Consider the following 13,034-nt stretch of genomic DNA (forward strand, 5'->3'; position numbering starts at 1 on the left):
CACAGCCTCACCGCGGTGCGGTCAGCCGCGTCACCGCATCGCCACGGCGTGATCGGGCGCCGGGTCGTAGCGCGCGTGGTGCCTGCTGAACGTCGCCCTGCCGGAGGTGACCGACCGCAGGTCGACCGCGTACCGGAGCAGCTCGGTGGCGGGCACTTCGGCGCGCACCACCGTGATGCCGCCCCCGGGTGCCTCGGTGCCGAGTACCCGGCCGCGGCGGGACGAGAGGTCGCCCAGGACCGCACCGAGGTGACTGTCCGGCAGCCGCACCTCGATCTCGTCGAGCGGTTCGAGCGTCGTGAGCCCCGCCGTGGCTGCGTCCTTCACGGCGAGGGCGCCCGCGGTCTGGAACGCGGCGTCGGACGAGTCGACACTGTGGGCCTTGCCGTCGACGAGCGTGACACGCACGTCGACGATCGGGCGCCCGTCGGTGATACCCGCCGCCAGCTGCGCACGGACTCCTTTCTCGACACTCGGGATGAACTGGTGCGGCACGGCACCGCCGACGACCCGGTCGGCGAACTCGACGCCGCTGCCGCGGGAGAGCGGTTCGACCTCGATGTCGCACACCGCGTACTGGCCGTGCCCGCCGGACTGTTTGACGTGCTTGCCGTGGCCGGTCGCCGCGCGGGTGAACGTCTCCCGCAGCGGGATGCGGACAGGTTCGGTGGTCACGTCGGCGCCGCCGTCGCACAGCCGCGCCAGCACGACGTCGGCGTGCGCCTCGCCGGTGCACCACACGACGAGCTGGCCGGTCTCGGCGCCTCGTTCCAGCCGCAGTGTCGGGTCGGCCGCGACGAGTCTGGCGAGGTTGCGGGCCAGCGCGTCCTCGTCGCTGCGGCCCGCGGCGACGACCGCCATCGGCAGCTGCGGCTCGGGCATGTCCCACGGGGCGATGAGCAACGGGTCGTCCGGTGTGGACAGCGTGTCGCCGGTTTCCGCCGAGGAGATCTTGGTGAGCGCGCAGATGTCGCCCGCCACGGCGTAGGGGACCTCGCGCAGGCCCGAGCCGTACGGGCTGTAGAGATGGGCGGGTCGTTCGTCCTCGTCGTGGTCGGCGTGGCCGCGGTCGGCCAGGCCGTGACCCGAGACGTGGATCGGGCGGTCGGGCCGCATCCTGCCGGAGAACACGCGCGCCAGGGACACCCGGCCGACGAACGAGTCGACCGTGGTGCGGATGACCTCCGCGGCGAGCGGTCCCTCCGGGTCGGGTGCCAGGCGCGGGTGCGGGATGCCCTCCGGCGAGGCGGCGAGCGGGACGGCGCGTTCGGCCGGTGACGGGCACGCGGCCGCGATGCCGTCGAGCACCTCCGCGAGTCCGAGCCCCGTCTCGGCGCACACCGGGATCACGGGGTGGAAGGCGGCGCGGGACACGGCCGTCTCGAGATCGGCGACGAGCGTGTCCTCGGCGATGTCCTCACCGGCCAGGTAGCGGTCCATCAGGGACTCGTCCTCGCTCTCGGCGATGATCCCCTCGATGAGCTCGTCGCGTGCCGTGGCGAGGCGGTCGAGGTCGGCCGGATCGGGATCGCCCACGACGGGCGGGTGGCCGCCGGCGTAGTCGTAGCGGCGTCCGGTGATCAGGCCGACGAGCGCCGTGCCGTCGCGGGCGGGCAGGTAGAGCGGCAGCACCCCGTCGCCGAACGCCTCGGCGCAGGCGGCGATCTCCCCGTCGACGTCCGCCCTGGCGTGGTCGAGGCGGGACACCAGCACCGCGCGCGGCATGCCGATCCGGGCGCACTCCTGCCACACCGCGACCGTCGCGGCGTCCACACCGTGACCGGCCGAGACGACGAACAGGGCGGCGTCGGCCGCGCGCAGGCCGGCACGCAGTTCGCCCACGAAATCGGCGTAGCCGGGGGTGTCGATGAGGTTGATCTTCACGTCGCCGTGCGTGGCGGTGCGGTGCAGCAGGGGCGCGACCGCGAGCCCGACGGAACGCTGCTGGCGGAGGGCCACCGGGTCGTGGTCGAACACGGCCCCGCCGTCGCCGGACGCCGTGCGGCCGCCAGAACCCGCCACGGCGACGAGCGCCTCGGCGAGCGTCGTCTTGCCCGCGCCGGACGGCCCGACCAGCGCGACGTTGCGCAGCCGGGCCGGGTCGTCCACGACGACGGCGCCCGCATCGCCTCCTTTGCTGTGTTTCTCGGTCATCACGGCCTCCTCGCGATTCGCCGGCACCTGTGTGCTCGATCACACACCTGTCGGCGGCCGGCGGCAAGGCGAAGCGGCTGCCGCGTCGAGTGGCCTTTCGAGAATGGTGCGAACTGGCCACTCCGAGAGGTCCACATGCGGCCTAGGCTGAGGGCGTTCCACCCGATCGGACGAAAGGTTTCCCTCGTGTCGACGTCGACGTCCACTGCGCAGTCGCCCACCCCCGAGACCGGCACCGCCCGCGTGAAGCGCGGCATGGCCGAGATGCTCACAGGCGGCGTGATCATGGACGTGGTCACGCCGGAGCAGGCGAAGATCGCCGAGGACGCGGGCGCCGTCGCCGTGATGGCGCTCGAGCGTGTGCCCGCCGACATCCGCGCGCAGGGCGGCGTGGCCAGGATGAGCGACCCCGACCTGATCGACGGCATCATCAACGCCGTGTCGATCCCGGTGATGGCGAAGGCCAGGATCGGGCACTTCGTCGAGGCGCAGGTGCTCCAGTCGCTCGGTGTCGACTACGTCGACGAGTCCGAGGTGCTCACGCCCGCCGACTACACGAACCACATCGACAAGTTCGCGTTCACCGTGCCGTTCGTGTGCGGTGCGACCAACCTCGGCGAGGCGCTGCGGCGCATCACCGAGGGCGCGGCCATGATCCGGTCCAAGGGCGAGGCGGGCACCGGCGACGTGTCCAACGCGACCACGCACATGCGGCAGATCCGTGCCGAGCTGCGCAAGCTGGCCGCGTTGCCGGAGGACGAGCTGTACGTCGCGGCGAAGGAGTGGCAGGCGCCCTACGAACTGGTGCGGGAGGTCGCGGCGACCGGGAAGCTGCCGGTCGTGCTGTTCACCGCCGGAGGCGTCGCGACCCCGGCCGACGCCGCGATGATGATGCAGCTCGGCGCCGAGGGCGTGTTCGTCGGCTCGGGCATCTTCAAGTCGGGTGACCCGGCGAAGCGGGCCGAGGCGATCGTCAAGGCCACCACATTCCACGACGACCCGGACATGCTCGCGAAGGTCTCGCGCGGACTGGGCGACGCGATGGTCGGCATCAACGTCGACGACGTCCCCGAACCGCACCGCCTCGCCGAACGCGGCTGGTGACGACGGAGTCGCCCGGCTACGCAGCGCGTGTTCGCGGGAATTGTCGGTGCGGGCCGCTAGCCTGGGAGCATGCCCGACAACGCACGGCGTTCCGATGCCACGCCGCCGACCGGCCGGCCCGAGCCGTTCGGTCTCCAGGCCTATCTTGACCGGCAGCGCGAGGAGTTCGAACGCGCAGGGCCGACCGTCGCGGAGCTGCTCGCCGAGTTCGACGAGGTCCGTGCCGGCGGTGTGCCGCGTGAGCTGATCTCCCAGGTTGTCCGAGAAGATCGCGACGCGTGATGTCGACCGACGGCTACTTCGTCCTCGACGCCTCGGCGCTCGTCGAGGTGATGGCGGCAAGGGATCCCGACCAGGCGCTTCTGCGGCGGGTCTACACCGGCCGGGCGGCTGCGCCCGAACTGATCGACATCGAAGTGCTCAGTTCCCTCAGGAAACATCTGGGACGCGGCGAGATGGAGGACCGCGTCGCGCAACATGCCGCCGCGAGACTGGCGCAGTTCCCGGTGGAGCGTTCGCCGCACCGGGCACTCGTCCCCAGGGTGTGGGAACTGCGGCATGCCGTGACGCCGTATGACGCAACCTATGTCGCTCTCGCAGAGGAGCTCGGGGTGCCGCTGGTCACCACCGATGCCAGGCTCGGCGGATCGAACGGCCACGTGGCCGACATCGAGGTGTACCCGACTTCCACATCGCCCGCGGGGCGGTGATTGGCCGCGGGCTCCGCGTGGGCGCTCAGGTGTGTTCGGAGACGAGGACGGCGGTGGTGCCGGACTCGAGTGCCTCGAACACGTGCGGCAGATCGCCGGGGTAGGCGATGTAGTCGCCGGGCGCGAGTTCGGCGGGGTCGTCGCTCGGCCCCACCAGTGCGCGTCCGGTGCTGAGCACGACGTGCTCCACGACCCCGGGCATGTGCGGGTCCGATTCCCGTACCGAGCCGGGTTCGGCGGTGATCAGGTACAGGTCACGGCGCGCGTTCGGCGGGCACGTGGACAGTACCGTCGCCAGGTAGTCCGCGCGGTCGGCGGCGAACCGCGGGCCCTCGCCCGCGCGCACGAGCTGCACCTGCGGCCGTGCGGGCTGGACGAGCAACGCGAACGGGACGTCGAGCGCCACGCTCAGAGCCCAGAGCGTCTCGACGCTCGGGTTGCCCGCCGCGGATTCGAGCTGCGACAGCGTGGACTTCGCGACGCCCGCGCGCCGCGCCAGCTCGGTCAGTGACAGGCCGGCTTTCTGTCGTTCCCTCCGGAGGGCTGCGGCGATGTGCGCCAGCGGCCCCGTGGTCTCGGGTGCCGTTCCGTCCGTCGCGTCCACAGCGGACTCCGGTGCCGGCTGCGCGGGGTCGGTCTCCGTCAACTGTTCGCTCCATCGGTCCGACTGTTCAGCTTGACGAACGCGGCCACGGTGTTCACCATGTCAGGTGATGCGTTCGATGTGGCGAACACTAACAACCCGGCTCGGTCCCGGCCTACTGCGTGACATCGCGCTCGTCTGCGCCGCCGACGGACTCGTCGGTGCCTCCTTCGGGGCGATCACGGTCGGCTCGGGGCTGCCGCTGTGGTTGCCGATGCTCATGTCCGTGGTCGTGTTCGCCGGCGCGGCGCAGTTCATGTTCGTCGGACTGGTGGCCTCCGGCGGCAACCCGATCGCCGCCGTGCTCGCCGGACTGCTGGTCAACGCGCGGCACCTGCCGTTCGGGTTCGCGGTCGGCGACGTGTTCGGCCGCGGACTCGCGCGGCGGGCGGTCGGCGCCCACCTGATGATCGACGAGACGGTCGCCTTCGCCCTCGCCCAGCGGGACGCCGACCGCCGGCGCACGGCGTTCTGGGTCTGCGGCATCATGCTTTTCGTCTGCTGGAACGTCGGGGCCGTGGCGGGCGCGTTCGGCGGCACGGTCATCTCCGACACCGACGCCTTCGGCCTCGACGCCGCGTTCCCCGCCGTGTTGCTCGCCCTCGTGCTGCCGTCGCTGAAGGATCGCGCGACGCGGCTCGCCGTCGCCGTGGGTGTGGCCGTCGCCCTGGCCACGTCACCGCTGCTGCCCGCCGGCGTGCCCGTACTGCTGGCCCTCGCGGGCGTGCTCGTCACCCTCGGCGCCGCCCCGGACCCACCACGCGACGGCTCCCGTGATCCCGCCGCCGCGCCACCGGCTCGCTCGGAGGACGCCACATGATCAGCCCGTTGGTGCTCGTGGTCGCCACCGTCGTGCTGGGCGCGGGCACGTTCGCGTTCCGCGTCGCAGGTCCCGCGCTGCGCAGCCGCGTCACGCTGTCGGACCGCGCCGAGCAGCTCATGGCGACGGCCGCCGTCGTGCTCCTCGCGGCCCTCGTCGCGACGTCGGCGCTGCTCGAGGATGGCGACTTCGCGGGCGTGGCCCGGCCCGCGGGTGTCGCGGTCGGCGGACTGCTGGCGTGGCGGAAGGCGCCGTTCGTGGTCGTCGTCCTCGCCGCCGCGGCCACCGCCGCGGGACTCCGGCTGCTCGGCGTGCCGTAGGACCGCACTCGCCGGGAGCTTCCGCCGGGGTGGGTACGCTGGACGGACCAACGCGAGCGGCCGACCTGCGTCGCCGCCCACGCGCCGGGTCCGCGGGCCGTCGGCTCCGCGCCGCAGCGGAGCAAGCGCCCTCGGGAACAGGTGCTCGCGGGAAAACAGGTGCTCGCGGGAAAACAGGTGCTCGCGGGAACGACGAGAGTCCGGAGGAACGATCCGCGTGAACGCCCGCCCGACGATCGGGGTGCTCGCCCTGCAGGGCAACGTGCGTGAGCACACCGCGGCGCTCGAGCGCGCAGGCGCGACGGCGGCACCGGTGCGCACGCCGGACGAACTCGCGCGCGTGGACGGCCTGGTCCTGCCGGGCGGCGAGTCGACCACGATGTCGCGCCTGCTGGTCACCTTCGGACTGCTCGAATCGGTCCGGCAACGGCTCGCCGCGGGCATGCCCGCCTACGGGTCGTGTGCCGGCATGATCCTGTTGGCCCGTACCGTCCTGGACGGCAGGCCCGACCAGGAGCAGCTCGGCGGACTCGACGTCGTCGTGCGGCGCAACGCCTTCGGCAGGCAGGTCGACTCGTTCGAGGCCGACCTCGCCGTCGACGGAACCGGGGACGAGCCGATCCGCGCCGTCTTCATCCGCGCGCCGTGGGTCGAGAAGGTGGGTGAGGACGTGGACGTGCTGGCCAGAGTGCCGCACACCGCGGAGGCTGGGGACGCGGCCGATAGGATCGTCGCCGTCCGTCAGGGCAGGGTGCTCGCAACGGCGTTCCACCCCGAGCTCACCGGGGACGACCGGATGCACCGGCTGTTGGTGGGCATCGCGGAAGAAGACGTAGATCTGGAGGAGAGATGAGCGGCCACTCCAAGTGGGCCACCACCAAGCACAAGAAGGCCGCCCTCGACGCCAAGCGTGGCAAGCTGTTCGCGAAGCTGATCAAGAACATCGAGGTCGCTGCGCGTACGGGCGGGGGCGACCCGGACGCGAACCCGACGCTGTTCGACGCCATCCAGAAGGCGAAGAAGAACTCGGTCCCCGCCGACAACGTCGAGCGCGCGCGCAAGCGCGGCGCCGGTGAGGAGGCCGGCGGCTCGGACTGGCAGGAGATCACGTACGAGGGCTACGGCTCCAACGGTGTCGCCGTCCTCATCGAGTGCCTCACCGACAACAAGAACCGCGCCGCGGGCGAGGTGCGGACGGCGCTCAGCCGCAACGGCGGTTCGCTGGCCGACCCGGGCTCGGTGGCATACCTGTTCACCCGCAAGGGCATCGTGCTCATGAACAAGGGCGACAAGTCCGAGGACGACGTGCTCATGGCGGTGCTGGACGCGGGTGCCGAGGAGGTCAACGACCTCGGCGAGACCTTCGAGATCGTCTCCGAGCCCGGCGACCTGGTCGCGGTGCGCACGGCGGTGCAGGAAGCCGGCTTCGACTACGACTCCGCCGAGCTGAGCTTCCAGCCGTCGGTGAACGTGCCGCTCGACGTCGAGGGCGCCAAGAAGGTCTTCCGGTTGATCGACGCACTCGAGGACTGCGACGACGTGCAGAACGTCTATACCAACTTCGACGTCTCCGACGAGGTGATGGCCGAGGCGACCGCCTGAGCGTCTCCCGTGGTACGCCCCGGCGTACCGGAATCCCGACGTCTCGGAATCACGGCGTTTCGGAATTCACGGCGCCCGGTGGTGGCAGGCGAGTCCTGCCGCCGCCGGGCGCCGTCGTCGTGTGCGGGGGTGCGCCCGCTGCGTGTTCGTGCGGCGCGGGCGGTGGGATTCGCCGTGGGGGATGGGGCAGAATGCACGCCGTGAGTGTCGAGACGCCGGATTCCGCGAACACCGCCGACCCCGACGACGAACTCCGGGAGTGGATCGTCGCCGAGGCCGAACGGCGGGGCAACGCGGTAATCAGCGTGGCGGCCGACGAACGCGGCGCGGGCTACGCCTTCACCGTGTGCGCCTGGGCGATGCACGGCATCCCCGAGGCCGTCGTGATCGGACTGCCCCCGGAACTCGCGCCGGTGCTGCTGGACGCCTACGTCGACCGTGCCGCCACGGGCGAGGAGTTCCGGTGCGGCGAGCTGTACCGCGACTTCTTCGACGGCGTGCCCGTCACGTTCGAACGAGTCAACGCGGGCCACTATCCGGAGTTCTTCGGCAGCGCGTTCGTGGTCTACCCCGAGGGTGACTTCCCCGCGTTGCAGATCATCGTGCCGACCCCCGACGGTCACTGGCCGTGGGCCGCGGCCGCGCCCGAGGGGTTCGCGTCGTGGCAGCCGGTGCTCACCGAGAGCGGCAGGCCCGAGAGCTGGACCCCCGGCGTCGACGGTCCCTGACCGCACGACGCGGGGACACGCCCGCGGGCGCGTGGGTCCGGCGCGCCTGTCGGACCGTCCGCCGCGCGGGCGGTACTGTGACGGCTCGAACGGATGTTCCCGAACAGGGGGAGACAGGTGCGCGTGCTCGGTGTGGACCCCGGGCTGACCCGGTGCGGTCTCGGCGTCGTCGACGGCGGACTCGGCCGGTCGGTGACGTGCGTGGCCGTCGACGTGGTGCGCACGCCCGCGGACGCCGAGCTGGCCACGCGGCTGTTGCGGATCTCCGACGCGGTCGAGCACTGGCTGGACGTCCACCGTCCCGAGGCGGTCGCCGTCGAGCGGGTGTTCAGCCAGCACAACGTGCGCACCGTCATGGGCACCGCGCAGGCGGGCGGTGTCGTGGCGCTGAACGCGGCGCGGCGCGGATTGCCGGTCGTGTTCCACACCCCGAGCGAGGTGAAGGCCGCGGTGACCGGATCGGGCCGCGCCGACAAGGCACAGGTCACCGGCATGGTCACGCGGCTGCTGAAGCTCGAGTCGCAACCGAAACCCGCCGACGCCGCGGACGCGCTGGCGCTGGCGATCTGCCACCTCTGGCGGGAACCGATGCGCGAACGCCTGGCGGCGGCGGAGGAGAAGGCCGCGCAACTGGCGCGCGCCCACAAGGCGAAACTCGCCGCGGCGGCGAAGGACAGGGCCCGGCGGGCCGCGGGCGACACGAACAGCGAAAGGAACACGCGCCGGTGATCTCCTCGGTGAAAGGTGAGGTCCTCTCGATCGGTCTCGACCACGCGGTCGTCGAGGTCGGGGGAGTGGGCCTCGCGGTGCAGGCCACGCCTGCGACACTGGCGACGCTCCGCCGCGGCGACGAGGCGCGGCTCGCGACGTCGCTGGTGGTGCGGGAGGACTCGCTGACGCTGTTCGGCTTCGCCGACACCGAGGCGCGTGACCTGTTCGCCCTGCTGCAGACCGTGTCCGGCATCGGCCCCCGGTTGGCGCTCGCGGCGCTGGCCGTGCTCGACCCGGACCAGCTCCGCACCGCACTGGCCGACGGCAACATCACGACGTTGACCCAGGTGCCCGGGATCGGCCGCAAGGGCGCCGAGCGGCTCACCCTCGAACTGCGCGACAAGGTGCTCGCAGGCGACCCGGGCGACGGCGCGGTCGGCGCACGGCAGGACGACGGCGCGGCGCGTGCCGAGGTCGTCGAGGCGCTCGTCGGTCTCGGGTTCGCGCAGAAGCAGTCCGAGCAGGCCGTGGAGAAGGTCGCGGCCGAGCACGCGGGGGCCGACACGTCCGCGCTGCTCCGTGCCGCGCTCACCACCCTCGGCACGAAACGCTGACCGCTCACCATGCACGATGACGACATGACCGACTTCGGCGACGCGGGCTTCGAGGACGGCCCGGCGGCAGGGTTCGCCGACGCCGCCGCGGAGGCGGCGCTCTCGGCGTTCCCGCAGGCCGGTGACCGGGAGGTCGAGACGGCGCTGCGGCCGAAGAAGCTGGGCGACTTCGTCGGCCAGCCGCGGGTGCGCGAACAGCTCGAACTGGTCCTCGAAAGTGCGCGGAAACGCGGCGTGCCGCCGGACCACGTGCTGCTGTCCGGCCCGCCCGGCCTGGGCAAGACGAGCCTGGCGATGATCGTCGCCGCCGAGCTCGACGCCGCGATCCGCATCACCTCCGGCCCCGCGCTGGAACGGGCGGGCGACCTCGCCGCGATGCTGTCCAATCTCGCCGAGGGCGACGTCCTGTTCATCGACGAGATCCACCGCATCGCCCGGCCCGCCGAGGAGATGCTGTACCTCGCGATGGAGGACTTCCGCGTCGACGTGGTCGTCGGCAAGGGGCCCGGCGCGACCAGCATCCCGCTCGAGGTCGCGCCGTTCACGCTGGTCGGCGCGACCACCCGGTCGGGTGCGCTCACCGGGCCGCTGCGGGATCGGTTCGGCTTCACCGGGCAGATGGAGTTCTACACGCCCGACGAACTCGGCCACGTGATCGAACGGTCGGCCGCGTTGCTGGGCATCACGATCGACGACGCGGGCCGCGCCGAGATCGCGCACCGCTCCCGCGGCACGCCGCGGATCGCCAACCGGCTGCTGCGCCGGGTCCGCGACTACGCCGAGGTCCGCGCCGACGGACAGGCCACCCTGCCCGTGGTGCGGGCGGCGCTCGAGGTCTACGACGTCGACGAACTCGGCCTCGACCGCCTCGACCGGGAGGTGCTCGGCGCGCTCGTGCGGTCGTTCGGCGGCGGTCCGGTCGGCGTGTCGACGCTCGCCGTGGCCGTGGGCGAGGAGCCGACGACCGTCGAAGAGGTCTGTGAGCCGTATCTCGTTCGTGCAGGTATGCTCGCCCGTACCCCGCGTGGCCGTATCGCTACGGCGGCCGCATGGGAGCACCTCGGCCTGGCGCCGCCGTCGGATGCGGCCGGGGTTGACGCCGGTGCGCCGACCCTGTTCGACTGAAACGTTGCCGGGGTGCGGTGGCAGGGGGTCGCTCGTTCGGGCGGCGTTACCTGGCACACTCGAGAGAGCACATCCAGACAAACGTGGACGTACCGCACGGCGGAGAGACGTCCGGCGAATGGAGAACCATGGAAGGCCTTTTGCTGCCGCTCCTGCTCATGCTCGTGCTCGCGGTCCCGCTGATCATGGGCACACGCAAGCAGAAGAAGGCTGTGGCGCAGCAGCAGGAGCTGCAGAACAGCCTCGCCCCCGGCGACCGCGTCATGACCACGTCGGGCCTGTACGCCACGGTTGCGGACGTGAGCGACGAGAGCACGATCGACCTCGAGATCGCCGACGGTGTCGTGACGACCTGGCTGCGTCAGGCCATCCGCGAGCGTATCGACCCGATGGCGGCCGAGGACGAGGACGACGACGAGGACTCCGTCGAGGAGACCGCCGACGAGTCGGCCACCACGTCCGACTCCGACGCCGAGCCCGACTCCGTGACGACGGCCCAGGTCGCCGAGCCGCTCGAGCACAAGAAGTAAGGCAGCGAGCCCGCGACGTCCGTCGGTTCTTCACCGGATCGGCGGCCATGAATTCGCGGCTTTGCACGCAGCGTTCACGCAGCGCCGAGTAGTGTCTCGGTGCTGCGTGCGTTCGCGTCGGACCGCCTTTCGGTCGAGTCCGTGCGGCGCGCTGCGCAGTTTCCGGAGTCATCGCAAGCCGCTGAACACCTTCGAGGAGAACCACCGACGTGGCACCACCGGCCGGGACGATCCGCCCGGGACGCTATCTGAGCATCTTCATCCTCATCGTCGTCGCGCTCTATTCACTGGTGTTCTTCACCGGTGACCGCGAGCCGACCCCGAAACTGGGGATCGATCTGCAGGGCGGCACCCGGGTCACCTTGACCGCACGCACTCCCGACGGTCAGGAGCCGTCGCAGGAACAGCTCGACCAGGCCCGCCAGATCATCGAAACCCGTGTGAACGGCATCGGTGTCAGTGGCGCGGAGGTGGTGCTCGACGGCAACAACGTCGTCATCACGGTTCCCGGCGAGGAGGGCGAGCAGGCCAAGAACCTCGGCCGGACCGCCAAGCTCGGCTTCCGGACGGTGATCAACGCCCAGCCTGCGCAGCCCCAGGGGCAGGGCCAGCAGAACGGCCAACAGGGGCAGAACGGTCAACAAGGCCAACAGGGGCAGAACGGCCAGCAGGGTCAGCAAGGCGAGAACGGCCAGCAGGACCAGAGCGGCAGCGGTGGCCAGCAGAACGGGCAGGACGGGTCGCCCGAGGCCTCGGGCGGTCCGCAGGGCGGCGGGGGCGCTCAGCCGCAGTCGGACGAGGACGTCGCACGCGAGATCCGCGAGGCGAAGGAGATCCGGCAGAACCCGGCGCTGGACCCCGGCCGAAACCCCCAACAGGGCGCGTCCCAGCAGGCCATGCAGCTGCAGCAGCAGGCGATGGCGAGCCTGACGTGTTCGGGCAACGACCCGCTGGTCGGCAACGACGACCCGAACAAGCCGCTGGTCACGTGCAACGAGGAGGGCACCGAGAAGTACGTGCTCAGCCCCGTGTTCCTCCAGGGCACCCAGGTCGACGACGCCTCGGCGCAGTTCCAGCCGCAGCAGGGTGGGTGGCTCGTCAACCTGCAGTTCAAGGGCGAGGGCAGCGAGATCTGGGCGGACTACACCGCGCAGAACACCGGCGCCAACGCCGCATTCGTACTCGACACCCGGGTGGTGTCGGCACCGACGATCAACGAGCCGATCCCCAACGGGCAGACCCAGATCAGCGGTGACTTCTCCGAGGCGGAGGCACAGAACCTCGCCGACATCCTCAAGTACGGCTCGCTGCCGCTGTCGTTCGAATCGTCCGACGCCACGACGGTCTCGCCGACGCTCGGCCTCGCCTCGCTCGAGGCGGGCCTGATCGCCGGTGCGATCGGTATCGCGCTCGTGTTCGTCTACTGCCTCGCCTACTACCGCATGCTCGGCGTGCTGACGGTGCTGTCGCTGGCGCTGTCGGCGACCATCGTGTACGGCGTCCTCGTGCTACTGGGGCGGTGGATCGGGTTCACGCTCGACCTCGCCGGTGTCGCCGGGTTCATCATCGCCATCGGTGTCACCGCGGACTCGTTCGTCGTCTACTTCGAACGCATCAAGGACGAGATGCGCGACGCCAAGACGTTCCGCTCGGCGGTGCCGCGCGCCTGGGTCCGTGCCCGGCGCACGATCCTCGCGTCCGACGCGATCATGTTCCTGTGCGCCGGCGTGCTGTACGCCCTGGCGGTCGGTGAGGTCCGCGGGTTCGCCTTCACCCTCGGCATGTCGACCGTGCTCGACCTGATCGTGGTGTTCCTCGTGACGCATCCGCTGGTGGCGATGGTGTCGCGCTCGAAGAAGCTGTCCAGCCCGAAGCTGTCCGGTCTCGGCACCGTGCAGCGGCTCGGCAGCCAACGGCGCGGCGGCGTCCACGTCAGCCAGGCCAAGGCCGCGACGACGACGAAGGAGGCCTGA

The 13,034-nt window shown here is 71.4% G+C and carries 15 protein-coding genes; 13 read left to right on the forward strand and 2 right to left on the reverse strand.

Going from position 1 to position 13,034, the window contains the following annotated elements; genetic code table 11:
• Positions 1–30: 30 nt before the first annotated feature.
• Positions 31–2,154 (reverse strand): elongation factor G-like protein EF-G2, encoded by a 2,124-nt coding sequence (locus tag LY13_RS13475; RefSeq protein WP_253828755.1) that lies wholly within the window; start codon positions 2,152–2,154, stop codon positions 31–33.
• Positions 2,155–2,340: 186 nt separating this feature from the next.
• Between LY13_RS13475 and pdxS the strand changes: the two genes are divergently transcribed.
• The 3 genes from pdxS (at position 2,341) to LY13_RS13490 (ending at position 3,968) form a co-directional block, all read left to right on the forward strand.
• Positions 2,341–3,258 (forward strand): pyridoxal 5'-phosphate synthase lyase subunit PdxS, encoded by a 918-nt coding sequence (gene pdxS / locus LY13_RS13480; RefSeq protein WP_308216327.1) that lies wholly within the window; start codon positions 2,341–2,343, stop codon positions 3,256–3,258.
• Positions 3,259–3,327: 69 nt separating this feature from the next.
• Positions 3,328–3,540 carry a hypothetical protein gene (locus LY13_RS13485; protein ID WP_253828756.1) on the forward strand — a complete coding sequence of 71 codons (213 nt, stop codon included), beginning with the start codon at positions 3,328–3,330 and terminating at the stop codon, positions 3,538–3,540.
• Complete coding sequence (locus LY13_RS13490; protein WP_253828814.1) at positions 3,540–3,968, forward strand: type II toxin-antitoxin system VapC family toxin; 429 nt, start codon at positions 3,540–3,542, stop codon at positions 3,966–3,968. Before LY13_RS13485 ends, LY13_RS13490 begins: the two co-directional genes overlap by 1 nt.
• A gap of 25 nt (positions 3,969–3,993) precedes the next feature.
• Here the strand turns inward: LY13_RS13490 and LY13_RS13495 are convergent, their stop codons facing one another.
• Positions 3,994–4,572 (reverse strand): helix-turn-helix domain-containing protein, encoded by a 579-nt coding sequence (locus LY13_RS13495; protein ID WP_253828815.1) that lies wholly within the window; start codon positions 4,570–4,572, stop codon positions 3,994–3,996.
• Positions 4,573–4,681: 109 nt separating this feature from the next.
• On the opposite strand from LY13_RS13495, the gene LY13_RS13500 reads away from it, so the two are divergent.
• From LY13_RS13500 to secD, 10 genes are all read left to right on the forward strand, one after another.
• Positions 4,682–5,431 carry an AzlC family ABC transporter permease gene (locus LY13_RS13500; RefSeq protein WP_253828757.1) on the forward strand — a complete coding sequence of 250 codons (750 nt, stop codon included), beginning with the start codon at positions 4,682–4,684 and terminating at the stop codon, positions 5,429–5,431.
• Positions 5,428–5,751 (forward strand): AzlD domain-containing protein, encoded by a 324-nt coding sequence (locus LY13_RS13505; protein ID WP_253828758.1) that lies wholly within the window; start codon positions 5,428–5,430, stop codon positions 5,749–5,751. The genes LY13_RS13500 and LY13_RS13505 overlap by 4 nt, the downstream gene beginning before the upstream one ends.
• A gap of 217 nt (positions 5,752–5,968) precedes the next feature.
• Positions 5,969–6,604, forward strand: a complete 636-nt coding sequence (pdxT, locus tag LY13_RS13510; protein ID WP_253828759.1) for a pyridoxal 5'-phosphate synthase glutaminase subunit PdxT — start codon at positions 5,969–5,971, stop codon at positions 6,602–6,604.
• On the forward strand, positions 6,601–7,353 hold the full coding sequence (locus LY13_RS13515) for a YebC/PmpR family DNA-binding transcriptional regulator (protein ID WP_253828760.1): 753 nt from the start codon (positions 6,601–6,603) through the stop codon (positions 7,351–7,353). The genes pdxT and LY13_RS13515 overlap by 4 nt, the downstream gene beginning before the upstream one ends.
• A 191-nt stretch (positions 7,354–7,544) precedes the next feature.
• Positions 7,545–8,081, forward strand: a complete 537-nt coding sequence (locus LY13_RS13520) for a DUF4262 domain-containing protein (protein WP_253828761.1) — start codon at positions 7,545–7,547, stop codon at positions 8,079–8,081.
• A gap of 117 nt (positions 8,082–8,198) precedes the next feature.
• Positions 8,199–8,810, forward strand: coding sequence for a crossover junction endodeoxyribonuclease RuvC (gene ruvC / locus LY13_RS13525; protein ID WP_253828816.1), 612 nt, complete (start codon positions 8,199–8,201; stop codon positions 8,808–8,810).
• Positions 8,807–9,406, forward strand: a complete 600-nt coding sequence (gene ruvA, locus LY13_RS13530; RefSeq protein ID WP_253828762.1) for a Holliday junction branch migration protein RuvA — start codon at positions 8,807–8,809, stop codon at positions 9,404–9,406. Before ruvC ends, ruvA begins: the two co-directional genes overlap by 4 nt.
• A 9-nt stretch (positions 9,407–9,415) precedes the next feature.
• On the forward strand, positions 9,416–10,531 hold the full coding sequence (ruvB, locus tag LY13_RS13535) for a Holliday junction branch migration DNA helicase RuvB (RefSeq protein WP_372493827.1): 1,116 nt from the start codon (positions 9,416–9,418) through the stop codon (positions 10,529–10,531).
• 128 nt (positions 10,532–10,659) lie between these two features.
• Positions 10,660–11,061, forward strand: a complete 402-nt coding sequence (yajC, locus tag LY13_RS13540) for a preprotein translocase subunit YajC (RefSeq protein WP_253828764.1) — start codon at positions 10,660–10,662, stop codon at positions 11,059–11,061.
• A gap of 209 nt (positions 11,062–11,270) precedes the next feature.
• Positions 11,271–13,034 (forward strand): protein translocase subunit SecD, encoded by a 1,764-nt coding sequence (secD, locus tag LY13_RS13545; protein ID WP_253828765.1) that lies wholly within the window; start codon positions 11,271–11,273, stop codon positions 13,032–13,034.

The organism is Prauserella aidingensis (genome assembly GCF_024171865.1).
Lineage (GTDB): Bacteria > Actinomycetota > Actinomycetes > Mycobacteriales > Pseudonocardiaceae > Prauserella > Prauserella aidingensis.